Source organism: Photobacterium sp. TLY01, from assembly GCF_021432065.1.
Taxonomy (GTDB): Bacteria; Pseudomonadota; Gammaproteobacteria; order Enterobacterales; family Vibrionaceae; genus Photobacterium; species Photobacterium halotolerans_A.
The window spans coordinates 1209874-1233576 of the sequence record NZ_CP090365.1 but is presented as its reverse complement, the minus strand read 5'-3'; the positions used below and the strand labels follow the sequence as shown (position 1 = coordinate 1233576).

General features: G+C 48.3%; 23 protein-coding genes. 10 read left to right on the top strand and 13 right to left on the bottom strand.

The genetic code is table 11. The annotated features are described in order from the left end of the window. Positions 1–64 precede the first annotated feature (64 nt). The 3 genes from LN341_RS21250 to maoP all read right to left on the bottom strand — a co-directional run bounded on the left by LN341_RS21250 (position 65) and on the right by maoP (position 3545). Positions 65–2053 carry a flavohemoglobin expression-modulating QEGLA motif protein gene (locus LN341_RS21250; protein WP_234205732.1) on the bottom strand — a complete coding sequence of 663 codons (1989 nt, stop codon included), beginning with the start codon at positions 2051–2053 and terminating at the stop codon, positions 65–67. Continuing rightward, positions 2037–3065, bottom strand: a complete 1029-nt coding sequence (gene gshB / locus LN341_RS21245) for a glutathione synthase (protein ID WP_046221431.1) — start codon at positions 3063–3065, stop codon at positions 2037–2039. Before gshB ends, LN341_RS21250 begins: the two co-directional genes overlap by 17 nt. A gap of 111 nt (positions 3066–3176) precedes the next feature. Beyond that, positions 3177–3545 (bottom strand): DUF413 domain-containing protein, encoded by a 369-nt coding sequence (gene maoP / locus LN341_RS21240; RefSeq protein ID WP_370643768.1) that lies wholly within the window; start codon positions 3543–3545, stop codon positions 3177–3179. Positions 3546–3706: 161 nt separating this feature from the next. On the opposite strand from maoP, the gene hdfR reads away from it, so the two are divergent. Both hdfR and LN341_RS21230 read left to right on the top strand, forming a co-directional pair. Continuing rightward, on the top strand, positions 3707–4567 hold the full coding sequence (hdfR, locus tag LN341_RS21235; RefSeq protein WP_046221430.1) for an HTH-type transcriptional regulator HdfR: 861 nt from the start codon (positions 3707–3709) through the stop codon (positions 4565–4567). Between the two features lie 275 nt (positions 4568–4842). After that, positions 4843–5007, top strand: a complete 165-nt coding sequence (locus tag LN341_RS21230; RefSeq protein WP_162836569.1) for a hypothetical protein — start codon at positions 4843–4845, stop codon at positions 5005–5007. 138 nt (positions 5008–5145) lie between these two features. Here LN341_RS21230 and yjjG read toward each other — a convergent pair whose 3' ends face one another. The 3 genes from yjjG to LN341_RS21215 all read right to left on the bottom strand — a co-directional run bounded on the left by yjjG (position 5146) and on the right by LN341_RS21215 (position 7253). Then, positions 5146–5820, bottom strand: coding sequence for a pyrimidine 5'-nucleotidase (gene yjjG / locus LN341_RS21225; RefSeq protein WP_046221429.1), 675 nt, complete (start codon positions 5818–5820; stop codon positions 5146–5148). A 104-nt stretch (positions 5821–5924) separates the two neighbouring features. Further along, entirely contained in the window at positions 5925–6230 is a 306-nt protein-coding gene (locus LN341_RS21220; protein WP_046221428.1) for a hypothetical protein, read from the bottom strand. A 117-nt stretch (positions 6231–6347) separates the two neighbouring features. After that, on the bottom strand, positions 6348–7253 hold the full coding sequence (locus tag LN341_RS21215) for a chemotaxis protein (protein ID WP_046221427.1): 906 nt from the start codon (positions 7251–7253) through the stop codon (positions 6348–6350). A 303-nt stretch (positions 7254–7556) separates the two neighbouring features. Here LN341_RS21215 and LN341_RS21210 point away from each other — a divergent pair, with 303 nt between their 5' ends. Together LN341_RS21210 and trpS are read left to right on the top strand one after the other, a co-directional pair. Further along, the gene (locus tag LN341_RS21210) at positions 7557–7733 is read left to right on the top strand and encodes a hypothetical protein (RefSeq protein WP_162836568.1); all 177 of its coding nucleotides are present in this window, start codon (positions 7557–7559) and stop codon (positions 7731–7733) included. Between the two features lie 352 nt (positions 7734–8085). Further along, a complete protein-coding gene (gene trpS / locus LN341_RS21205; RefSeq protein WP_234205730.1) occupies positions 8086–9084 on the top strand; it encodes a tryptophan--tRNA ligase in 999 nt (332 codons plus the stop codon). 70 nt (positions 9085–9154) lie between these two features. Here trpS and LN341_RS21200 read toward each other — a convergent pair whose 3' ends face one another. The 3 genes from LN341_RS21200 to LN341_RS21190 form a co-directional block, all read right to left on the bottom strand. Beyond that, complete coding sequence (locus tag LN341_RS21200; RefSeq protein WP_046221425.1) at positions 9155–9724, bottom strand: YceI family protein; 570 nt, start codon at positions 9722–9724, stop codon at positions 9155–9157. After that, the gene (locus tag LN341_RS21195; protein WP_046221470.1) at positions 9721–10263 is read right to left on the bottom strand and encodes a cytochrome b; all 543 of its coding nucleotides are present in this window, start codon (positions 10261–10263) and stop codon (positions 9721–9723) included. The genes LN341_RS21200 and LN341_RS21195 overlap by 4 nt, the downstream gene beginning before the upstream one ends. 178 nt (positions 10264–10441) lie before the next feature. After that, on the bottom strand, positions 10442–11146 hold the full coding sequence (locus LN341_RS21190; RefSeq protein WP_082095804.1) for an HAD family phosphatase: 705 nt from the start codon (positions 11144–11146) through the stop codon (positions 10442–10444). Positions 11147–11435: 289 nt separating this feature from the next. Here LN341_RS21190 and LN341_RS21185 point away from each other — a divergent pair, with 289 nt between their 5' ends. Further along, positions 11436–12230, top strand: a complete 795-nt coding sequence (locus LN341_RS21185) for an EAL domain-containing protein (RefSeq protein ID WP_234205727.1) — start codon at positions 11436–11438, stop codon at positions 12228–12230. 65 nt (positions 12231–12295) lie between these two features. Here the strand turns inward: LN341_RS21185 and LN341_RS21180 are convergent, their stop codons facing one another. The 4 genes from LN341_RS21180 to LN341_RS21165 form a co-directional block, all read right to left on the bottom strand. After that, positions 12296–13681, bottom strand: a complete 1386-nt coding sequence (locus LN341_RS21180) for an aspartate ammonia-lyase (RefSeq protein WP_234205725.1) — start codon at positions 13679–13681, stop codon at positions 12296–12298. 12 nt (positions 13682–13693) lie between these two features. Next, complete coding sequence (locus tag LN341_RS21175; protein WP_234205723.1) at positions 13694–14071, bottom strand: hypothetical protein; 378 nt, start codon at positions 14069–14071, stop codon at positions 13694–13696. Positions 14072–14190: 119 nt separating this feature from the next. Next, entirely contained in the window at positions 14191–16140 is a 1950-nt protein-coding gene (gene glgX, locus LN341_RS21170) for a glycogen debranching protein GlgX (protein WP_234205721.1), read from the bottom strand. A gap of 82 nt (positions 16141–16222) precedes the next feature. After that, entirely contained in the window at positions 16223–17425 is a 1203-nt protein-coding gene (locus tag LN341_RS21165) for a maltoporin (protein ID WP_046221468.1), read from the bottom strand. Positions 17426–17959: 534 nt separating this feature from the next. Here LN341_RS21165 and LN341_RS21160 point away from each other — a divergent pair. From LN341_RS21160 to LN341_RS21140, 5 genes are all read left to right on the top strand, one after another. Beyond that, positions 17960–18427, top strand: coding sequence for a rhodanese-like domain-containing protein (locus LN341_RS21160; protein WP_144409078.1), 468 nt, complete (start codon positions 17960–17962; stop codon positions 18425–18427). 20 nt (positions 18428–18447) lie between these two features. Further along, entirely contained in the window at positions 18448–19095 is a 648-nt protein-coding gene (locus LN341_RS21155; protein ID WP_046221419.1) for a hypothetical protein, read from the top strand. Beyond that, positions 19092–19946 (top strand): hypothetical protein, encoded by an 855-nt coding sequence (locus tag LN341_RS21150; protein WP_234205720.1) that lies wholly within the window; start codon positions 19092–19094, stop codon positions 19944–19946. The genes LN341_RS21155 and LN341_RS21150 overlap by 4 nt, the downstream gene beginning before the upstream one ends. Next, positions 19943–21025, top strand: coding sequence for a hypothetical protein (locus LN341_RS21145; RefSeq protein WP_234205718.1), 1083 nt, complete (start codon positions 19943–19945; stop codon positions 21023–21025). Before LN341_RS21150 ends, LN341_RS21145 begins: the two co-directional genes overlap by 4 nt. Positions 21026–21252: 227 nt before the next feature. Beyond that, positions 21253–23670, top strand: coding sequence for a FlgD immunoglobulin-like domain containing protein (locus LN341_RS21140; protein WP_234205715.1), 2418 nt, complete (start codon positions 21253–21255; stop codon positions 23668–23670). Positions 23671–23703 lie beyond the last annotated feature (33 nt).

Sequence of the window (23703 nt, the reverse complement as noted above, 5' to 3'; positions counted from 1 at the left end):
CAATCAAAAGCCTGTAAATAAAGATGCGCTTACCAATGACGGAAGCGCATCTTTTTTGTGCCTGTTAGTTGATGCAGTTCAGCATGAAGTTAATGATGGGATCGGTGTCCGTCTTCATCTTCAGTGCCTTAGGCAGGTACTGAGGTGGCTGTAAAATCTCGCGTTCAATCAGTTCATCAAGCAATGGTTTGAACTCAAAGCCTGTTTTACCAATGAAAAGCGAGGTCAGGTCTGTTTCTTTATGGAGTCTGAGTGCGTCTTTCAAACCACGGAGATACAGGTAGTCTTTAGTAAAACCACCACCACGGTATGCACGGGTTGTAATGGTAAACGCAGTGTCATTGGACAGGCCGTAATCAAACTTCAGCGTATTGAAGGTTTCATTAAAGCTGCGTTTATTAACCATCATATCAACTGCAACCACACGCAACGCCAGGGTTTTCAGCCTGTGTAACGGGAAGTTGCCCGACAAGTGTTCGCACAGAATCGCCAGACCTTCCTGCGTATGCGTATTCCCCGGTAAGCCAAGCTGCAACACTTTGAGCGGCTGGGCTTCGGCATTCACGCTGGTGACCATATGGACACCCATCTCATGGTGGATCAACGCATATAGATCCGATTGCGTGAATCGGCTGTTCAGGTTGATCTTCACGGTACGGCCACTCACCATAGCGCGTGCAATCAGCTTGGTTGTGCCCTGAATTTTACAGCTGAAACCGTAATCGTCGGCAGCTTCGTTGAACGCAACCACCGCTTCTTCTGCACTGATGGTGGCGTTTTCGGGCTCAGCATATTCTCTGGCATGCAAAATGAAGTTGGCATTAGCGATATCGCTCTCATCTGGCCGGCCGTAATAGCGCAATGAGTTGTACAAAAACTCTTCATGGCCCAGACTGGTCAACAAGTCAATCCGAACGGCCAACTGGTCGATGACTTTACGGTACATCGACTGAATCCCGGCATCACGAATATCTTCTACCGGTAACCGGTACAACTGTTCGCGAAATTTATAAGGATCCAGATCTAACTGACGGTAGGTAAACTGCGGATGATAGACATCGCGGTTATGTAGAAACCGGCGTTTTTCCTGTTTAAGGTTAATTGGATTGATGTAACTGAGCGTATTCAGGCCACGGGCAAATTTGTACAGCTGGCGGTCCAGCAGGACAACTTCCTTTGGCAGTTTTGAGTCCAGCACATGGGCATTTTGACGTCGGCGTGCAGGTTGCTTTGTCCTGTTTTGCATCACAAAGGCAGCATGACCGGTCAAGGTGTCTTTTAATTCGGTTTTCAACTGCTCAATAACTAACGGATAACTTTCACCACCTGTTTCATTCATATACACCTTCTTGATCTCAATGGGTAAGATCAGGGTGCGGGAGAAATTATCACGAACAAAGGTTGCCTGATATCCCATACCCTGAAAAACAAGATTTTCACCAGCTGTGACCGTCTGATTGGGGAGTTGGATTTGTCCTAGCCGGGTAAGCAGGTCATTGACCTCGGCTTGCCAGGCTTTACGATCAATCTGTGCTGTCCCTAAATTAAATGTCGGACAAGGCTGCGTTATGCGCTCATGATTATATGAATGCATGTCATAGATAACACAGTAGCCGAACTTGCGCTCTAGAGACGTGATCAGTGCACGAAAAATGCGGTAATAACAGGCATGTTTTGCTAAAGAAGTCTGCTTTTCTGATTCGGTCAGTTTAGCGTGCCAGACATCTTTCCCCCAGGCCTGCTGATAAATACAGGTTTCCGGACTGCGGTTCAGGTCGTACTCGTATCGGGAGTCTTCGCCTTGCAGCACAATGGGCAGGGAGGTGATGAAATCGCCTGTGTACGGATCTTCCTCATAGTACCTTTCCGCTTCTGAAAGGTGGCATTTAGCCACCAGTTCAGGGCGTAACCGACTGCCGTTGTGAATCGCAGTGGCGACAATCGGCTGATACTCGGTGATACGAATGGTGACACTGCCGTCAGCCAACTGTCCTTCAAAAGGAATGTGCTGCTGGATCAATGCCAGCACATCTTGCTCAGTTAGTTGACGCATCTTCGATAACCTGACGGAATTTATTCTTGCGTGCAATACTGATGTCTTTGGCTTTGACAACGCTTTCAACGAAATCAATCACCTCACGCTGAAGCTTGGTGCGATTCAGGCGATTGATACGGGTAATACCACCAGGGCTGAGGACATTCACTTCAACCAGTTTGCCATTGATGACATCCAGGCCGACAAAGTAAAGACCGTCACGAACCAGTTTGGGCCCGATATGGCGACACAGTCGCATTTCCTGCTTCGTCAGGGTGTGCTTGACTTCCTGACCACCGGCATGAATGTTAGAGCGCACATCATCTTTGGCCGGCACACGTTTCATGGCGCCAATCGGCTCGCCGTTCAGCATCATGATACGAACGTCGCCTTTTTCTGCACCTTCAATGTAGTCTTGTAAAATCACATAGTTGTGGTCGTCGCCGATATAAAAATCCAGCAAGGAGCGCACGCTGGATTTCGCGCTTTTTTCAACCAGAATTACGCCTTTGCCGCCGTAACCGTTCAGCGGCTTCATGATCATGCGATCATTGGGGTTTTCTTCCAGAACTCGTTCCAGGTATTCCCGGTTTTTCGACACGTGTGTTACCGGAATGAACTCGCGGTTGGGATCCGGTAAAGAAGCGGTATAGAGCTTGTTGTTCGCAACACGCAGACCATCGATGTCATTGAAAATGAAAGTATCGTCACGTACTGAATCCAGAAAGTTCAGCGCCATGGTATCGAGCGGCGGGTTTGCACGCATGATAATGGCGTCAAATCCGGCCAGTGGCAGCTCTGCTTTGCGAAACTCCGCTTTGCGGTAAAAGCTTGGCACATTGTTAGACACTGTCGACTTTTTAAGCACCCGGCAAAAAGCAATAGCCATGCTGTCACGCATGGTCAGGTTACTCGGGGTAGTCAGAGCGACAGTATGGCCGCGACTGGCAACTTCATGGATCAAACGCAGCGTCGAGTCTGTTTCAGGCTCGACTCTGCTCCATGGGTACATTACGAAGCAAATTTTCATTTCAATTAACCAATTGATTGCCCGGTTTATCGGGCAAAAAAGAAAAGAGCCATGCGCGGTTAGCGAATGGCTCGGTAAAGCATCTTGCTATGGCGATAAATGACGGATTAATTAAAAATCCATGTCGTCATCGCTACCGCCATCATCGCTATCATCTTCAAAACTGTTTGCTGATGATTTGCGAGGTGAGTTACACAGGGTATAGCTACGTGTTTTGGTCGAAGTTTGTTTCAGGTACTTAACCCAACACTTAGCAAAGTCTGAAGAGATTTCCTGCTGTCCTGTGATTTCAGCAAAAAACTGCTCTTCTTCCGGTGTTTCTGGTTGGAGCAGACCTTCGTGGATGCCACGCATGGTTTTTCCGTAACTTTCCAAAATGCTGGCTTCACCAACAGTGAAAACACCAGAGCGGTTAAAGCCGCGCGGGAAATTTTTATCGTCGTAAAATTTACCTACATTTCTCATCTGATCACCTGCCATGTGAGATTTTCGCAGATATTCTTTCAGGTTTGTCGAGTTGTAAATCAAAGCTTTTTCGTCGTAACGATAAAACTTTTTGATGATCAGAGGGGGAGGGGCAGTGTACTATCGCTAAGGGTGTTTATGCCCAGAGTCCCACTCTTCATTATGTAGGTTTACTTGTGGACACCGAACTACTCAGAACATTTCTAGAAGTGACGAAAACACGGCATTTTGGCCGTGCCGCCGATAACTTATACCTGACTCAGTCTGCAGTCAGTTTCCGGATACGCCAGCTGGAATCTCAGCTCGGAAATGCGTTATTTTCACGTCAGCGCGGCAATGTCCACCTGACTGCGGCGGGTGAACGTCTTCAGCCGTATGCGGAGGCGATCTTGCAGACCTGGAGCAGGGCGCGTCAGGATGTGGCACTGTCGGACTCACGGAATAATCAGATCACCTTGGGGGCTTCCGCTCTGGTGTGGGAGTTTGACGGCCTGTCAGACTGGATCAGCCGTATTTATGGTGCGATTCCCGAACTAGCCTTGCGCCTGGAAACGGTTCCCCGTCAGGCTCAGGCGAAGCAGATACTCAATAAAAGCCTGGATGTGGTGATTACGAGTGAGCCACCTAAGATTGATGATCTGATGGTCAATAAAGTTAGGGACTATCAGTTACAGCTGGTTTGTCATCAGTCTGATTGCAGTATGGCTGACATCAAGGACTTTCCTTTGATTTATCTGGACTGGGGCACACGGTTTGCCGTTGATCACAGCCGGATCAATGAACTGCAGAAAACACCTATCCTACATACCCATTCCAGTAAAATGGCTTTAGAACATTTGCTGAATAATGGTGGCGTCGGCTATTTACCGTCTCCGGTTATTGCTCACAGTGTGGAATCCGGTGAGCTGCATCTGGTCAATCATGCCCCGGTCATGGAGCAGTCTTTGTACTTAGTCTGGCGTGATGACAATGAAAAAGTTGAGCTGCTGAACAGCTTGCTGGATGTCGCATTCAGTGAAGTTAGTGAGCGTGTCTGAGGTTATTTTTGCGAGTAGAATATTTTATTGTCTTGATTAAAATATCTTGTTGTACAGAGATTCGGGCTTTGCATTAGTCTCGCTGCTGAAGGGGTCGGTTCATCTAGTTCATCACTGTTTTGGCTATGTACAGTGAACGAATTGACCGCCTGATTGTAACACTAAGCATTTGTGTATTTTTAAATCGTTACCCTATGCTTAGTGGTGATGGTCTGCCAATCATGGCAACCGAATATACTCAATGTTTTTATCTGGTTGTGTGTCAGGAAACAAGCATGGCAAAGTTAGATGAGAAGTTCCGCAAAGGGTCTAAGTCCAAATTTAAGAGTGACTTTAACGATGACTTTTTAGATTACAATCAGCAGGCGCGGAAGAAAAAACGCCGATCAACGCGACAGCGTCAGGACAGCGGTGAGTACATCGATTTCGACTACGAATAATTAGGCTTTTTTGACAACATAGCCCCTCAGTTTGGCTAGCCAGACATGATAAGCGCACTCACAGGTGCGCTTTGTTATATCTAAGGTACTGCATCTTTCATCAATCGTTCCCCCCCATCCAGAGCAACTCCTCAAGACTTAGCGAAAGAGCAGATTTGTCAGCTCATCCAGATGGCGCACAGTGTAGCTTGGTCTGATACCTTCAGGTGTTTGTGCATCGTGATGATTCAGCCAGCATGTGTCCATTCCGGCATTGATCCCACCTAAAATATCGGAATGCGGGTTATCTCCCACCATCAGTACTTTACTCGGCGCCGGATTGCCAATCGCGTTGATGGCATAGTCAAAGATGACCGGGGAGGGTTTGGCGGCGCCTACTTTTTCCGAAATAATCAGAGAAGAAAAATAATGTTCGACACCGGTTCTCTGCAAGCGAATATCCTGCAACTCAGTGAAACCATTGGTGATGATGCCCATTTTCACGTGAGGACTTAGGCGTTCAAGCAATGTGGCAGCACCGGGTAACAAAGAGCAGGTATCTGCCATGGCTTCGAGAAAGGCACTGTTGAGGGTCGCAGTGGTCACACCCAGTCGCTGCGCCCAGAATTCAAAACGCTGATGCTTCAGCTGTTGTGCGTCGATATCACCGTTTTGGTAGTCAACCCAAAGCGGCTGATTGACGCGCTGGTAGTCGGAGAAATGCTCAGGCGTAAAATCGACCTCAAAGCGTGAAAACATCAGCTTCAGGCCGCGGTAAGCGTCAAAGTGAAAAAGAGTCTCGTCAGCATCAAACAGAATCCACTGGTATTTCATACATTAAGCCTTTGAAGTTGCAGAGGCACACATACTACTCTTTTAGGGGCTGCCCAACAAAAGGAATCGGAAAAACCAGTGGAAACACATTGTTGAACGAAAGTTTACGCTGCCAGTTGATCGGTCATCATACCTGCCGGCTCGTTGTAGAGCTTGATGACGAGCGTCAGTGTTTCCTTTCTGGTGTCTTCTTTGATGGTATCAATGGCATAGTATTGGCCGTTTTTATTTTCGAGTGATTTATCGATCAGCTGGGCAATGCTGTCATCGATATCCCCTTGGATCTCAATGGTTTCAATGAGCTGAAAATGACCGTGGTTTGCTTCATCGGGAGAGAGCAATTCTGGATTGGCGAAAGCAGTGGTGGAGGCAGTCAGAAGCATGGCACTGAAGACAATGCGCTTGAACATGGTGTTAATCCGTTACTGATAGCTGAATAATACTGATAGCGGCAACTGTGCCATAGCTGCCGCACTGAATGTCAGTTTTTTGTTAGAACGGACTAAACGATGTAATTTTTTTGAACTTCAGCCAACCTTGCTTTCTTGCTGCTGGTGCGCACCGCGTAACATGGCATGAATTAACTCGTTGGCTTCAAATTTAGTCAGTGCTTCATGGGCACCGACCTGATGCGCCTGCGAGACACTGATCTCACTGGAAAGCGACGTGTGAAGAATGATGTAAGTGCCTGTGAGTTTTGAATTATTTTGCACTTCAAAGGCTAATTCGTAGCCATCCAAGCCCGGCATTTCAATGTCGCTGACAAGAATTTCAAATGGCTGACCGGCATCGGCAGCCTGATTCAGCATTCTCAGCGCGTCTGTCCCTGTGGTGGCGATGTGGTAGGGGATACTGACGCTGTCCATTGCCTGACAAAGCTGGCGTCGTGCAACGGCCGAATCATCCACCAAAAGGATTTTGAGTGGTCTGAGGATTTCTCGCTGAACATCGGTTAATACCGGATGCAGGCTTTCCGGTGAGTCAGGAAAGACTTTAGAAAGTAACAGTTCAATATCAAGCAGTTGAACGAGTTGATTCTCTATATTCGTCACACCCGTGACAAAGATGTTCCGGCCAAGGGAGGGCGGCGGCGCATCAATATTGTGCCAGTTACATTCAGTGATTTTATCGATACCACGGACCAGAAAACCGACCAGTTTGCGGCGGCAGTCAGTAATAATAATGTAGCATTTCTTGAGTTCTTCCTGAGTCAGCGCCGGGTAGCCAATTGCTTTAGCCATGTCGATGACAGGCAGCGTATCGCCACGCAGGCTGGCTGCGCCTAACACGGTTGGGTGGGACTGCGGAATGGCTGTCAATGGCGTAAAGGGCACGATTTCTTTAACTTTCAATGTGCCGATAGCAAAGAGTTGCCGGGAATTCAGCCGGAACAGCAGCATCCCCTGAGATTGATTTGTTGCGGTTTTGAGCATTGCAGCTTCCCTTAATCCACTCGCCGGATTGCCTCATGTCTGCACAGAGGAAGACAAGAAATGTATTCCGATTATAGTAGCCTGAGCGTCAGGCAAAAGGAATTCATCATATTGATTTTATTCTTAGTACTGGAAATTAGAGACCGATCCAGCTTTTACTGTTTACCTCTGAAGGTAAGGTAACAGGGCTGAAAGCCGCATACTGCTTCTAATGAAGCTATAGTTAAAGTCACAGAGAGGCTTCAGGGAAGGGAGATACATCAGGGACGGGTTATCATGTAGGTGACAGAGATAGGTACGGTTATGGAATTACGTAATAGATCTGGTGATATCGCCCATTTGGCGGATAACCTGACATTGAAAGAAATTGTTGATATGGGTTTCTCAATCGACCTGTGTGATGAAAATTACGATCCGAATGAGCATTGGACCATTCAGCGTTCTCGTCAGAGAAAAGAAGGGGAGTATCCTGCCAGCTAACGGGTTGTCAGCCAGAGTGGTTCGCTCTGGCTTTTTATTTATCTCTTAGCGAATTCAGAATAAACAGCAGCCTTATCAACAGAATGACGGTTGTCTGTTGAATGCCAAACTCAAGTTTTGAGAAACTGACTGAATATGGTTGCAAGGCGACCGATAGCCAGTTAGTGTTTGGGGTATGAAAATATTCGGCTTCACGCTTATTCTATCCATTCGTTGGTGGCGCTCTTAACAGAGCGGCGCTGAATACTTACGTTCATTTGCCGCCATACTGGCTGCTAATGAATGCACTACGTTTCTTCCGAATGAATGTTTCCTTAGTGGCCACTGGTGTTTACTACACTGAGGAAAATAAATGAAAGAACAAATTCTTACCGGTGACAGGCCAACCGGCCCCTTACATTTAGGGCACTTTGCCGGCTCGCTTCAGCAGCGCGTCATGCTTCAGCATTCCCATCAACAGACCATACTGGTCGCTGACTTACAGGCGTTAACCGATAACGGTCATCATCCGGCAAAGGTCGCAGACAATATTTTGAACGTCGTGGCTGATTATCTGGCCGTGGGAATTGACCCAGATAAAACTACTATTTGCCTTCAGTCTTCGTTACCGGCTCTTCCTGAGCTCGCAATGTATTATGCCAACCTGGTCTCCATTGCACGCCTGGAGCGTAATCCAACAGTAAAGAATGAAATCCATGCCAGAGGATTTGGCAGGGCTATCCCCGCCGGCTTTCTGACTTATCCCATCAGCCAGGCTGCTGATATTACAGCATTTCGGGCGGGTCTTGTTCCGGTTGGTGATGATCAATTACCCATGATTGAACAGACCAATGAGATCGTCCGGCGCTTCAATCATATTGCAGGGCAGTGCATTCTGGAGGAATGTCGCCCTTTGATCAGTAAGGTACCCAGATTGCCAGGGCTGGACGGTAAAGCGAAGATGTCAAAATCCCAGGGGACGGCCATCACGCTTGGCGCAAGTGCAAAGGAAATACGTGCGGCGGTGAAAGCCATGTACACCGATCCAAATCACTTAAGGGTTGAGGATCCCGGACAAATCGAAGGCAATGTGGTGTTTACCTACCTGGACGCATTTCATCCGGATATTGCTTATGTAAAATCACTAAAACAAGCCTACCGTCAGGGCGGATTGGGTGACGGTAAAACCAAGCAGATCCTGGAAGATTGCTTACAAACGCTGCTGGAGCCGATCAGGCAGGAGAGGGAGCGGTTACTGTCAGACAAAAGCATGTTGGTGGATGTGTTGAGAAAAGGCACTGAGAAAGCGAATATAGCCAGCCAAAACGTGCTGCATGATGTGAAACGAGCGCTAGGGATAGCCTTGTTCTGAAGTCACTTGTCTGCAGAAATAAAAAATCCGGCATAAAAGCCGGATTTTGTAAGTCAGAGTGAAATCTGGGTTACAGGCGAACGCCTTCCACATGCAGTTCCATGTCTGCGTAGCTTGAAGTACCCATCACCTGGATACCAAAGTCCGCCAGCTCAACACGGGTTGTGCCCATGAAACCTGCACGGTAACCACCCCATGGATCTTTACCTGCGCCAACAAATTCAGCATCAATCGTGATAGGTTTCGTCTGACCGTGCAGTGTCAGGTCGCCATCGATAGCCAGTTTACCATTACCTTTGTCAGTCACCTTGGTGCTGGTAAAGGTTGCTTTTGGATACTTGCTCACTTCCAGGAAATCTTCGCTGCGAACGTGCTTGTCACGGTCCGCATGATTGGAATCGAAGCTGCTGGTGTCGATGTTCACCGTCACTTTTGATGCGGCAATGTTTTCAGGATCATAGCTGAAAGTACCATCAAAGGTATTGAAACGCGCTTTGATCCAGCTGTAGCCAAGATGGCTGATTTTCAGGTTAACAGAGGCGTGTGCACCTTTGTTATCAATGGCATAATCGGCAGCATTTGCGATGCCAGGTAAAACAAGGGCCGCAGCCAGGCTCAACGCGGTAAGATGTTTCTTCATTTTTCCTTAACTCCCAACATTTTCTTTAAGGTGTTATCTTTATTAACAAAGTGGTGTTTCAATGCAGCTACCGCATGCAGGGTAGCCAATCCGATGAGGGCGTAAGCAAGGTACTCGTGAATCTCTCCTGCTACATCAGATTGATCCGGAAATAACTCACCCATTGAAGGAACAGTTAACCAGTCAAAGACATCAATGCCGCGTCCATCCGAGGTTGAAATCAGATAACCGCTGACAAATAACCCGAACAGCAGAACATAAATGACCAGGTGTGCCAGCTTAGCGAGCGCTTTTTCCCAGGCCGCTCCTTCAATAGCCGGTTGTTGTTTCACTGTTTTCCATAGCAGTCGGAACAGGGTCACAGCGGCAAGAGTTAAACCGACTGATTTATGCCAGTGAGGTGCCACCGTGTACCAGGATGAATAGTAATTGAGATCCACCATCCACAGACCAACGGCAAAAAGACCAATAATGACAATTGCGCTTGCCCAGTGAAGGGTAATTGAAACCCAATCATAATGTTTGACTGCTTTGTTCATGAACATGGGTACCCTGATTAAAAACTACTTACCTATTCTAGTGGTAAATATTTCAAAAATCAGTGCATTAACCTGAACATCCTGGTCAAAGAAATTGAACAAGGTCGAAAAAGAGTAAGAAGATATGTCAGCCCTCTGAAATTAAGGGCTGATGAAGCAAAAATATGCTGTATGAGGCTTAGCGCTGAATATCGTTTTCGTGATGCCAGTTCATGATAGTCCATTCCTGCATTTGGGCATGCAGTGCAAGAGCCGGATCAGGATTCACAGCAAAAGGATGATCAACTGCCTGAAGCAAAGGCAGATCGTTGATGGAATCGGTATAACAATACAGTGCATTAAATGACTCTGAGTGTGCTTCCAACCAGGCTTCTAACCGAACGACTTTGCCTTCCCTGTAGCTTAAGGTGCCTGTTGTATTCCCGGTTACAGTATCGTCCTTGATTTCAAGATTGATAGCTAATGCATCATCAACCTGCAGCAATTCAGCAATCGGTTTGACCAGATGCTCGCCGGTTGCAGAAATAATAATGACGGTATCACCACGGCGTTTATGCCATTCAATGCGCTCAAGGGCGGCCGGAAACAGGGCAGGACGAATCCAGGTTTGAATGAACTCGTCAATGAACGGTGCCAACGCCTTGGTGCTCATCCCTGCAATCGGCGCTAATGTCGCCGTCATGTAGGACTGCATATTCATGCTGCCTTTCGCGTAATCTTTCATCAGATGTTGTTCTTGTTCGATGAGAAGCGGTGATGCCAGTTCTTTCTCGACAATAAACCTGACCCATAGTGAAGCAGAATCAGCGGCAATAAGGGTTTCATCTAAATCAAAGATGGCAAGGTTGGGTAATTTCGTGATGGGTTGTGTGTTGGATAGCAACGTGTTGTTCCTTTTGATTGGTTCTAAGGGCACAGGTTAGGTGTAAATAATGACACTAATGTTTCAGTCAGGTGTCGTTTTGAAGTCACGAGTCAGCGATAAATACATAAATTTAACTTTTTTGTGACATTTTCCTGAGCAATATCGCATAAAATTATGATGTCTCAATTTTGAGACAGTTTCTGGTCGCTCATATCTATATATTCGGCATTTTTTATTGTGTTACACAGGCCGGAGAATGTAAGCAACCAAGTGTATGCTTTCCTGTTTTCGTTTGAAGAGATGATGTGTGAGTAAAATTATTGCCACATTGGAAGAGATAAACAGGCATTTAACCACAGAGGCTGATGGCAGTTACAGTGCCGTCTATGATGCTTATCATCTGAAGACGGCTTTCCAGCCCATTCACCAGGTAAATGGCGATCTTTTCGGGTTTGAAGCCCTGGTCAGGGTGTTCAATGAATGTGGCGATGAGCTGAACACGGAACCTTTTTTCGCACCTGAATACTATGATGAAACCGATCAGGTCAACATGGACAGGCTGGCCAGAGTGATTCATGTGAAAAATTTTGCTCAATTTTTCGCATCTTATGCTTTGTTTATCAATATGGTGCCGGATGCTTTGCTGATTCACAGCAAAAATGTGCCTGCCTCACTGCTTCATCAGCGCCTGACTGCATTAGGATTGAAATCTGAGCAGGTGTTTTTTGAGTTACTGGAACACGATTGCTCCAGTAATATTGAACTGTTAGGTATATTGCAGCAAATGCGTGCACAAGGGATGAAGCTCGCGATGGATGATTATGGCGTGAAAGCCTCATCTGAATGTCGTGCTCGCTTTTTACAGCCCGATCTCATCAAAGTGGATCGTTCACTATTGGCGGACTTTCTCTCCGGTCAGGAGTCACCTTTACGCAAAGTGGTCGGGCTTGGCCGGGAGCTTGGCGCAAAGCTGCTGATTGAAGGGGTAGAAAACGCAGCAGGATTGAAAGTGGCCAGAATGCTGAATGCCGATTATATCCAGGGTTTTTATCTGGGACGGCCACAGCTGCTTTCTGAGATTTTACTTTCAAGGGTCAGCTGAGGCTGACCCTTAATGATGAGGATGTTGAATGCTGCGCAACGACGAAAAGGCATTCATGCTCCATATTAATGGGCAACACCGCCAGTGGTGAGTTTTTGCGGGTCAAGCAAACGTTCAAGCTCCTGCCGCGACAAATCGGTTTCCTCTTCCGCGACATCCAGAATATCTCTGCTCTCTTGATAGGCTTTTTTTGCAATCTCGGCCGCTTTCAGATAGCCGATGACCGGGTTAAGCGCTGTTACCAGAATCGGGTTTTTTGCCAGCGCTTCTTGCAGTTTATCTTCGCGAACATTGAAACTGGCAATGGCTTTATCGGCCAGCAAGGTAAAAGTATTCGCAAGCAGTTCAATACTTTGCAGCAGGTTATAGGCAATGACAGGTAACATCACATTGAGCTGAAAATTACCGGACTGGCCGGCAACGGTAATGACAGTGTCGTTACCGATCACCTGAGCGGACACCATCGCCGCAGCTTCAGGAATAACCGGGTTCACTTTGCCTGGCATGATGGATGAACCTGGCTGCAGTGCTTCGAGCTCGATTTCCCCCAGGCCAGCCAAAGGACCTGAATTCATCCAGCGCAGATCATTGGCAATTTTCATCATGGCCACAGCGGCGGTTTTCAACTGGCCCGACAGGCCAACAATCGCGTCCTGGCTGCTCAGGTTGTAGAAAAAGTTATCACTGCTGGTAAACGGAATTTCAGCTGATACTGAGAGATTGTTGGCAAACACGGCTGCAAATTTCGGATCTGCGTTGATTCCGGTGCCGACCGCGGTTCCTCCCTGAGCTAATGCTGAAACATTCTCCAGGCTATGTTGGATGCCCAGGCGTGCTTTTTCGATCTGTGTTTTCCAGCCAAGCAGCTCTTGCGCCAACGTAACCGGCATGGCATCCATCAGGTGTGTCCGACCGGTTTTGACGATATGGCCAACTTCGGATGCTTTCTCATCAAGGGTGTGGCAGATGTGCGTCATCGCAGGCAGCAGTTGCTCGTGGCATGCCAGCGCGGCGCTGACTTGAATCGTCGTTGGGATCACGTCGTTACTGCTCTGGCCCATGTTGACATGATCATTTGGGCTGACTACTTGCCCCGCACGCTTTGACGCGAGCGTGGCGATGACCTCGTTGGCATTCATATTGGAGCTGGTTCCGGAGCCGGTCTGGAAAACATCGATCGGGAACTGGTCGAGGTGGTGGCCATCAATGATTTCCTGACAGCTGTCGATAATGGCATGGGCAATGTCTGAATCCAGCAATTCAAGGTCGAGATTGCTTCTTGCGGCGGCTTGCTTCACAAATGCCAGGGCTTTGATGAACTGGATCGGCATTGTCAGCCCGCTGATGGGGAAGTTGTTCACGGCCCGTTGGGTTTGCGCCTGATAAAGTGCATCTTTCGGGACGTTCACTTCGCCCATGCTGTCTTTTTCAATGCGATAGGATGTCGTCATTTCCGTGGTTCCTTATAATCCGGAGGAATGATGTAACTGTAGGAGGCTTTGTTTCAGAGACAGGAATTTACTGACGTGATTGTCGCCGTAGCATTTTTTCAGAGCCAGCAACGGGCAATGCAGATAATCCAGGCAAATACGGCGAAAAACACGAGATTGATGTTTATCTTCAACACTGTTGCACAAATGAAAGAAGACGCGCCGTAGAAATAACTCCTGGAGCAGCGGGTTTCGCCATGCATTCTGTTGTCCGTAGAACGCTGCCAGATTCATGCCAGCCTGCGTCATGTCAACAATGACATCCTGCTCAAACCCCGGAATCAGCGGGTAATTCAGAAAGCGCTCTTCAGCCAGAAAGAACTGTCGGTACAGCGTACTGGATTTGCTCATCAATCGCTCCACACTCGATAACTTTAATGATAATTATTATCATTGTTGTGGCGGGGTTACAAGTCTGTGCCTGAAGTTTATACCGACCCTAAGTTTAGAAGATACGACGAACCCTTGTGTTATGGCCTCGGAATGAGGATCACCATGGAAGCGGGCCGGACTAGGCAATCAGATTGCTGAATGTTCCGAACCGTCAGTTGCTGCTCTGCTGTATCAACCAGACAAGTCCAGTTGTGCATTGACGATGGTAAGCGGAAACGTACCGGATGATCATCAGGGTTGAACAGATAAAACAGAGCGTGATTATCGTCGGCCTGAATCAGACAGGAAAAGGGCTGGCGTCCGGCCCAACTCTGGTCATCCATAGGCCTTCCTGCGGGAGTCAGCCAGTGAATCGTGGCCGGCGCAGACGTTTTGTCTGCCATTGCCGCCATGATCGCGGGCATAACACTCTGACGTAGCTGGATGAGTGACTGGAGCCAGCTCCTGAAGGTGTGCGCTTCTTTGGATAGTACCCAGTTTACCCAACTGGTGTCATTGTCCTGACAATAAGCATTGTTGTTTCCCTGCTGGCTGTGGGAGTGCAAGTCAGCGCCTAACAGATGGGGGATCCCCAGGCTGAACAATAAGCTGGTCATCAGGTTGCGTTTTTGTTTTTCCCGTCTTTTTTGAATAGCGGCTGTTGCAGCTAAACCTTCCGTGCCCTGATTATTGGAGCGGTTATCGGGATGACCGTCCCGATTATTCTCGCCATTGGCGTGATTGTGACGGTCGTTAAATGAAACCAGATCCTGCAAGGTGAACCCGTCGTGATAACAGATGTAATTGATGCTGTTTTTTTGCGGCCAGTTCTGGGCAGGAAACTGTGCTTGCGAACCTAACAGGTGAGGGGCAATAGCAGCATCAGGGGCATCATGCAGCCAGAAACTGCGCCAATGGTCCCGGAATTGATCGTTGCATTCATGCCAGCCGGCAGGAAAAGCGCCTGACTGATAGCCATCCGGGCCGATGTCCCAGGGCTCGGCAATCAGTTTTACGCTGCTGAGCACCGGATCATTGCGTATCGCGGTAAAGAAAGCAGACTCTGACGAAAAGTGGTCATGGTTTCGACCCAATGTTGCCGCAAGATCAAACCGAAACCCATCCACCTGATAATTCAGCACCCAGCTGCGCAATGACTGCAAGATGGCCTGCAGCATGGGCGGATGACTCAGATCCAGAGTATTGCCACAGCCGGTATAGTTTTTGAACTGTCCCTGCTCGTCCTTTAGGTAGCTCTGGCTATCCAGTGCTTTAAAGTGAAATACCGGGCCGCCATTTCCTTCTTCGGCAGTATGGTTGTAGACCACATCGAGAATGACTTCGATGCCGTGTGCATGCAGGGTACGAATCATGGTTTTACACTCGCGTACCGGATCGGCTGAGGCGAAACGTTCGTCCGGAGCAGACCATGCAATCGGATTATAGCCCCAGAAGTTGGTCAGAGATTTGGCAGCGAGGTGTGTTTCATCTGCTTTTGCCGCAATCGGCATAAGCTGCAGGCTGGTGATGCCTGATTGCCTGAAATGGGCCAATGTGACAGGGTGGCACAACCCTGAATAAGTGCCGCGCAGATGAGCGGGCAAATCCGGATTGGCCCTGGTGTAGCCTTTTACATGCACTTCACACAGAACCATTTTCTCCAAAGCGATGGCTGGGCGCTCGCATCCTTGCCAGTCGAAATCATGGTAAGTGGTGTAGGCTATCCATTCCGGCGCAGCGACCCGATCTGTGCCAGAATGACGTGCCGGATGATGCTGTACTCTGTGTGCATGGGGGTCAAGCAGCCATTGCGCTGACGGGCCAGTTACCGTGGTCACCCAAAAGGCATAGCCAGTGTTCTCGCCGATACCCGGGATGAAAACGGTCCAGTGATCGTTTTCCTGGCGCTGAAGAGGATGACGTGCGGTGGCAATGCCTTCCTTATCGAATAGCACCACCGCCAGCGTAAGAATATCCGGCCCATATAAACAGAAATGGCAGCCTTCGCTCGTGAGCGTAGCGCCAAAGCCAACGTCAGTTTGCTGCATGAAAGACACGTTTGTGATCCCCTAAAAAAACAACAGCCAGTCTGGGACTGGCTGTTTTTTACGACACAGGATTAGTGTTTGATTACCACCAGGCTTCAACCTGGGCACCAATGTTGTACTCGGTATCGTTACCGGCACCAAAGGCATTGTCGTTATCGTAATCAGACAGGTAGCTGGCGTAGAAACGCAGTTCCGGACGCGCCCAGAAGCTTGGACCTGCTGTCAGCGCCTGAGCGATCGTCAGCTTGCTGCCAGATTTATCAACGCCAGAATTGTCTTCGTCGTAGTAACCAGCTTCGAAGATAGTCTTCACGTTATCGTTCCACTTGTATTCAGGACGGATAACGGCACTGATGATTGTGTGATCATCTTTGCTGTCATAGCTGGTGTTTGCGTAAACCAGCTGGTGGCCAATTTCCCAGGTGGAAGACGGTGCAATCACACCCCAGTTGATCAGACGGTAACCTTGCGCACCATCGTTTGAGGTGGCGTTGAAATAGTGACCCGCACCCAGGCCAGCCATTTGCTCACCGTAACCTTCGGTACCGAACTGCAGCGTCGTTTTGTTGAAGCCGTTCAGGAATCCGCCCTGAGTCAGCTCTGCTGTCAGCATCACACCGTCATTGAAATCATTGGCGGCATCTTGATCGTCTGTTGCGTTGACCAGGCCATAGTTCACACCCAGTTCCAGGCTGGCATCGCTCCACAGGCCCAGACCAGCATAGCGCACATCTAAGTTGTTGACGTTCACATCGCCGGAATCATCACGAATCACAGCAAAAGACATTTTACCCGGACCGACACTCAGGTTTTCCAGACCAGCACCCGCACCGGATGTATCCCAGTAGTAGAAGTCAGAAATATGGATGTCGTGGCGCTGGTAGTAACGTTTACCGGCCCAGAAAGCCGCATCCTGATCGCCAGCAATGAAACCTTTTGCGACCACATTGAACTGGCGCAGTGCGATGTTATCTGAACCATCGTCGTTGACACCCAGGCCTTCCCAGTCACTAGAACCGTCTGTCGCAACAGCCAGCATGGAATCTACATAGAATGACTTGCCATTCTCGTTGTACACTTCCTTGCCCAGACCCAGCTCGCCATACACGTCATTTTCATTGCCCAGACGGCCGACTTTGTTTTTCTCATAAGCGACTGTTGAACCGTTTTCGCCGCTCACACCGACGCCAGCACGCATGTAGCCGTGAAAGTCCACTTCTGCATAGGTTGCGGCAGACATCAGCGCTGCGGAGACTGCAGCGGCTGTCAGGCAGATTTTGTTCAGTTTCATTGCTTAAACTCCTTGATGGATGCGTTTTTATTATCTTGTTTGCCTTCGGCTCCGCCGAAGGCAGTAATCAGAGTGTTCAGGTACAGATAAAGCTCACCCTGATCAGCGCGTCCTTTCGTCAACGTTGCACTGTATGAAATTAATCCTAGTGCTTTTTTTGATAAGGATGCGTCCGTAATGGATGTTTTTATTCTGCGCCTGCAATAAAGACGTAACATCCTCCCTGAAGCGGTTGATTTATGGAGGAGTAGGGGGGCTGAGTGTATGGATCACACTTTGTAGGGGGGGAATCAAAAAAATAGGATTAAACGTAATTTTTTGAATAGCTGATCACAAAATTTCACCAATGCGATGTTATCCAGGTTAAAAACGGATAGTGAGATCACGCTTTGTCCGGGAGGAGAGCAATCGTCCGTCTATCTGGAACGTTGATCGGGCACAGTCTGTAACTGATTTGTTTGTTATCAATCGATGATTTAGACGATGCCCACACTTTAATTGTTCAGGTGCCGGCCAGGCCGAACTTTATTGCTTGAAATCAGCAGAGTTGCATATCTTTTTCTATGTTCTTCAATAATGATTTTGTGCAAAGGATTGGCAATGCGGTTTTTTGTATGTTTATTCGGGTTGCTGGCTTTTCAGTCGCAGGCAAACTGGTTCAGCGCTGAATATGCGCATGGTGTGACTCAGGAAAAGGTTGAGGTGCTGGCAAAAGCACAACGTGAAGGGGCTGTATTGTTCATTGATACCCGAGAACCGGATGAATATGCAGAATCGCACATTCCGGGCGCCATCAATATTCCACTGCGAGAAATCAATGAGCTTAATGTTTCAGATATGGAAGGTTATGGCTATGTTGTCCCGTATTGTTTGAAAGACTTCCGCGGTTTTGAAACAGCAAAAGCACTGCAGAATAAAGGGCTCAAGAATGTTGTTTTAATGGAACCGGCGGGTTTAAATGGCTGGCGTTCCGCCGGACTCCCAACTGAACAATAACCATGAGCCAGGGAGTGGTGATGTTGAAAATCAATCGGGTGCAATGTTTATTTGTAACGCTGTTTGTCGTGTTTTTGCCGCTGATCGTATGGAGCAAAAATACCGGCAATCCGCTTCTGTATTTCACTGATGTCGTCCCTGCGGGTCAGGGGGTTTACGTCCTGTCTAAACTGGCGGCTTTGATTTCTCTGCTCCTTTTTGGTGTTCAGGCGCTCATCGGGCTATTTCAAGTCAAATTCAGTTTTGCAAACAAGCAAAGGGTGCATCGTTGGGTCGGGGTAAGTGTGCTCCTGATGGTATTGCTCCATGTCAGTGGCTTCATTGCGGCAACTTCACTCAGAAGCGGTCACTTTACAGGCCATTTTTTACTGCCGGATATTGACGATTATTATCACGCGCGAATTACGGTAGGGCTGGTTGCGCTGATTCTGATCCTGTCGGCTGTTTTTGCCAGAATCTGGCTGTCCGGGACATTGCAAAAATGGGGGCACCTGTTTGCGATGCCAGCGTTTTATCTGGCTGCCTGGCACGCTTTGTCAATCGGTACGGAGTCGCGTCATCCCATCATACAGATGGTGTTGATTGTGCTGATGATACTGATTGGTATCGGTATTCTCCGAAGATTATTGCTTCGTCTGAAACCAATGCGAAGGGTCAGTACAGGATGAAAGCATGGCTCATCTTTCTTGTTGCCTTATGGCTACCGTCGTTGAGCCTGGCACAGGATTTACCCCGCGGAATGTCGTTTATTGGTCTGACAGCGGAAGGCTGGCGGGCATTTACTGTGGGTGAAAGTGGCCAGCCTGAGCTGGTCTACGATTTGATTGAGCCCAGAGAATTCACCTGGTCGCCATCAGCGGATCGTATGGTGTTCATTTATGCCGACGGCACCATTGCTGAAAGGCAAAACGCTGCCACACAAATCTTAGTGTTAAATGACGCTCGGGATGCTTTTACGCAAATTCGACTCAGCAGGAAAGGACAGGAACTCATTGCCATCCGATTGTTTGAACGAAAAAGTGAGTATACAGCACTGTCGGTTTGGCAACCGCAGCGCCAGCATTTTTCAGATATTCATCAACAGCTTGGTAAAATATTTGACCCAAGCGCAAATGACGATAAATACATGTTCAGTGTTGTCACATGCATGCTGGACTGCGGTGGGATTGTTCAGGAAGCTTGGGTAAAAGATCGGGCGACTCGCGATGCAAAGCAACTGACGCTGCACAATGGAATATTAAGGTATCCGATCTGGGATACGCATCAGCAACGGACTGTGTATAGCTTACGAACGAAAAAGCATTTTCAGCTGTGGCAAACCAACAAATCCGGAGAATCAACACAGCTGACCCGAACGGATGGCACAGATCTCTGGCCATCATTGTTACACACTGGCGAGCTTTTTTTCGTACGCCGGACAGGTGGTCGCGGCCAGTTAATGCAAATGAGTGACGAGGGTGAAAAACAGATCCAGCTGGATCATATTCGCGATATCAGGGATTTGGAGATTACACAGTGAAAATAATGGAAAGTCGTTATGCTTGGTTAGTGTTTGTCATGATGACAGTGTTTCCATGGTTTGCTCAGGCTGATTCGCATCCTTTTGTAATAGAATCCTTTACTTCTCATACGTTTGATATTGCACGCGATCAGCAATTTCCGATCATGATTCGTGTGGCTGAGGCAACTGAGCTTCAGGTTGATATTGTCTCGCCTGATGGTGATTTGGTGAAGACTTTATATCCGATGCAATCTACAGCTGCAGGTGTACTCAAGTTGTCCTGGAACGGGGCGGACATGCGGAATCAGCCAGTGCCAAACGAAGCCTGGTTTCCTGTGATTCGTTACCGGCAAAACGGAACATTAATTTCTGTTTCCCCTCAAGACAGTTCTGGTGGGGAAGTGATTGAGCATGTGCCACTCACCATAGAGTCGCCTCACCGCTTGAAAATTAACCTGGATAGACCAGCCCGGGTTTTGATGCGTGCTGGCATTCAATCAGGGGCAATGTTACGCACCATTGTTAATTGGCAACCCAAAGCGGCGGGGGCCCATGTGATTCAGTGGAATGGTCGCGATACTTCAGATGTGTTTCCGTTTACCGGTCTGGAAAATTTCGCTGTGATGGCAACGGCGTATCAGCTCCCTGATAACAGTATTATCACATGGCGGAATGAAGCAAAAAGCTACACACATTGGCGTCAGTCTTTGGGATACCCTGAACAATCTGCGGATCAGCGAGCCAGTATTCAGGAAACGCGAAACGGGCAATTACTTTCTAAGGTCTTTTTCAAACCCAAATACCTGCCTTTGGATCCACGTGTACAATTGAGGTTAAAACAACACCCGGAGAGCCAACTGGCCACCGTCGAAGTCGATATTCCCCAACAGGATCGCGGCCTGGTTGAAGAGAGTTTATATGAAGTCGGCTTTTTCATTGACGGTGAGTTCGTTTCGGAAGAAGAACAGGGCTATGTACCTTTTACCTGGCAATTTAAGCCCTCTAATTATTCGAAGGGCGTTCATTATCTGACAGTTAACATTACCGGATTCGACGGACAGGTGGGTGTTTCGTCCGTTAAATTTGTGAATGAATAATTGTTTCTCAGGGCTATTTGTTGGTGCGTTTCTTGATATTTCACTGACCGTAATACCGCGCACAAACAAAACAAGCGCCTCTGAAAGAAACTGATGGTGTTGTCATTTTCATAGCAAATTGCTGCTTCTCACCTTTCTGATAATCCACATTAAAAAGTAAACGAACAGCGGCTCTCGTTGTCTAGGCTTTTTCTATTCATTTATCCTCAGGTTTATTCAAAGGAAGCATGATGAAAGCTTTTCATTATGTCGTCTTGGCATTTGTATTGATGACAAGTTGTCAGGCGGTAGCCGTTGAATTATTTGATGCCCCCCCATGGCAGGAAACCCAGATTTATCGGGGGAAAGATCTTGTCGTGTATGACGATCATTTATATCTGGCGAAATTCTGGAACCGGGGTGAACAACCGGACGTTTCTCCTCATGTCTGGACGCCGATTTACATGAACAGTTTGCCGCCTGCCTGGTCCCGTCATGAGGTTTACCGCCATGGCGATGCGGTGTTTTTCAATGGGAAGCTCTATCTTGCAGCCTGGTGGACGATTTGGTTGGAGCCGGGCAGTTTATCGCCCTGGGGACCATGGGTGTATCTCGGTGAAGCTGATCTGAGCGGACCGGATATTTCCCTCATCAGTCCGGAAGTCAATGAGCCGCTGACAAGTGAATATCAGCCAGTGATTGTACAGGTGACAGATGCGCATCTGTCTCAGGAGCCTGCAGACTATACAGTTACATCAACAAAGAATACTGAATTTGCGTTGGAATGGCTGGAAGATAATTTAATCATCAAGCCGCTTTCTCCCTGGGCAGATGGTGAATTTACTCTGGTTGTGAAAGCGGAAGATACCTGGGGTAATCAGTCAGAAGCACAGTTTTCTTTGCTCGCTGAAATTTCGGTGCCGATTCAATCGGAAATTATCGCCATGCCGGCTTCCGGTGAAGCGCCGCTGAAAGTCTTGTTCAGTCCGAATATTACAACGGATAAAGCGATTAATTATTATCGCTGGGATTTTGATGGTGACGGGGTATTCGATCGCCAGGATACCGTTGGCAGAAGCCAGAGTTATACCTTCAATATGCCCGGTACTTATCAGACAGCATTGGAAATTACCGACTCCATTGGTCGGAAAGATACGGGGTATATTGACATTGATGTGGAGAATGCAGCGCCTGTTGTCAGTGCCACAGTGAATCAAACCAATGGTCATGTGCCCCTGACTGTGCAATTTACGGCAAGTGCAACAGATAATGAGGGGATCGCGAGCGTTGCGTGGGACTTTAACGGTGATGGGCAGGTGGATACGACCAGTGATACTGCCGGAACCGTGAGCTTTACTTTTGAGCAAGTCGGCAATTTTCAGGCGTCCGTGTCTGTGACCGACACGCTGGGCAAACAAACCCGGGTTGCGTTACCGAATATTGAAATTCGCGCTGTGGATCCGGACTCACCGACGGCCCGTGTTTCACTAGATAACCCGGCAGGGGATGCTCCGCTGACGGTGACTTTGACACCGGCGGTCACCCACAAGGATTCAGTGGCTGTTCAGGATTTGCTCTGGGATTTCGATGGCGATGGGCTCACCGATGAAATCACTTCTACCCTGGATCCGGTTCAGTGGGTTTACAAAAGTGCCGGCACCTTTTTTCCCACACTGACGGTGCAGTTCAGTGACGGCAGCAGTGCCAAAGATGTTCAGCAGGTCACGGTACAGGAAAGTCTGAGCCTGAGCATTATTGGCAACAGTATCGATCCGACAGCCGGGCAGGCCGCACGGGTGAAAACCGTGATCAGTGCCAATCTGTCGCTGACCATACAAATTGAAGATCGCCTGGGTCAGATCGTCCGTACGCTTGTTCCCTGGCAGGAGAGGGAGGCAGGCGCTTATGAAGATATCTGGAATGGACTGGATGCTCAGGGACAGCCACTGCCACAGGGCGATTATTATGCCGTGCTGAACTATCGCAAAGACGGCAGGGTTGTGCGTTTTGATTTACGTCCTTCTACTAGTGGCGCGGTCTATAACCCCAGTCGCAGCCGGATCCCCAGCACTTTTGAGCCCTATAACAACAAACCTTTGGTGATTGAGTTTACGCTGAACAAGCCTTCTGAGGTGACGGCGTTTATGGGGTTATTCAATACGAATACCCGCTTGGTGACCTTTAAAAACCGTGAACCGCTGGGGAAAGGTAAACACAGAATCGTGTGGAGTGGTTTGGGCGATGATGGCAAGCCGGTTGTGACGACCGCTTCGAACAAGTTCCTGTTTGGGATTTGGGGATATTCGATGGGGGATAATACCATCTTTTTGTCCTCCGGCCCGGTGCTGAACAGCTTTAAGGCACAGCCTTCTATCGTGGTACCGAATACCCATACCGAAACCAGCGATGGCAACAGTCATCTGTCTTTCTCACTGAATAAACCTGCGGATATTGAACTTCGCGTCAGCGATATCGATACCGGTGCACTGGTTCGGCGGCAATTATTCAGCAATGTGGCTGCAGGGAATCAGCAACTCATCTGGGACGTGAAAGCCGACGATGGTAATGGAGTTGCTCCCGGGAAATATCGCCTCGGCATCCGTGCCATCGACCCGCAAGGCTATGTCAGCCCGTACCTATATACCGTCCAGCGGGTGTATTACTAATGATCGTTCGTCTTATCAAATTACAGGTAAGCA

Bases quoted from the DNA above. Each gene is read 5' to 3' on its own strand.
- LN341_RS21155 (WP_046221419.1), top strand. From the start codon at position 18,448: ATGTTGAAAATCAATCGGGTGCAATGTTTATTTGTAACGCTGTTTGTC.
- maoP (WP_370643768.1), bottom strand. From the start codon at position 3,545: ATGGCAGGTGATCAGATGAGAAATGTAGGTAAATTTTACGACGATAAA.
- LN341_RS21180 (WP_234205725.1), bottom strand. From the start codon at position 13,681: ATGACGACATCCTATCGCATTGAAAAAGACAGCATGGGCGAAGTGAAC.
- LN341_RS21175 (WP_234205723.1), bottom strand. From the start codon at position 14,071: ATGAGCAAATCCAGTACGCTGTACCGACAGTTCTTTCTGGCTGAAGAG.
- LN341_RS21230 (WP_162836569.1), top strand. From the start codon at position 4,843: ATGGCAAAGTTAGATGAGAAGTTCCGCAAAGGGTCTAAGTCCAAATTT.
- yjjG (WP_046221429.1), bottom strand. From the start codon at position 5,820: ATGAAATACCAGTGGATTCTGTTTGATGCTGACGAGACTCTTTTTCAC.
- LN341_RS21200 (WP_046221425.1), bottom strand. From the start codon at position 9,724: ATGAAGAAACATCTTACCGCGTTGAGCCTGGCTGCGGCCCTTGTTTTA.
- LN341_RS21250 (WP_234205732.1), bottom strand. From the start codon at position 2,053: ATGCGTCAACTAACTGAGCAAGATGTGCTGGCATTGATCCAGCAGCAC.
- LN341_RS21210 (WP_162836568.1), top strand. From the start codon at position 7,557: ATGGAATTACGTAATAGATCTGGTGATATCGCCCATTTGGCGGATAAC.
- LN341_RS21195 (WP_046221470.1), bottom strand. From the start codon at position 10,263: ATGAACAAAGCAGTCAAACATTATGATTGGGTTTCAATTACCCTTCAC.
- LN341_RS21220 (WP_046221428.1), bottom strand. From the start codon at position 6,230: ATGTTCAAGCGCATTGTCTTCAGTGCCATGCTTCTGACTGCCTCCACC.
- LN341_RS21140 (WP_234205715.1), top strand. From the start codon at position 21,253: ATGATGAAAGCTTTTCATTATGTCGTCTTGGCATTTGTATTGATGACA.
- glgX (WP_234205721.1), bottom strand. From the start codon at position 16,140: ATGCAGCAAACTGACGTTGGCTTTGGCGCTACGCTCACGAGCGAAGGC.
- LN341_RS21150 (WP_234205720.1), top strand. From the start codon at position 19,092: ATGAAAGCATGGCTCATCTTTCTTGTTGCCTTATGGCTACCGTCGTTG.
- LN341_RS21215 (WP_046221427.1), bottom strand. From the start codon at position 7,253: ATGCTCAAAACCGCAACAAATCAATCTCAGGGGATGCTGCTGTTCCGG.
- trpS (WP_234205730.1), top strand. From the start codon at position 8,086: ATGAAAGAACAAATTCTTACCGGTGACAGGCCAACCGGCCCCTTACAT.
- gshB (WP_046221431.1), bottom strand. From the start codon at position 3,065: ATGAAAATTTGCTTCGTAATGTACCCATGGAGCAGAGTCGAGCCTGAA.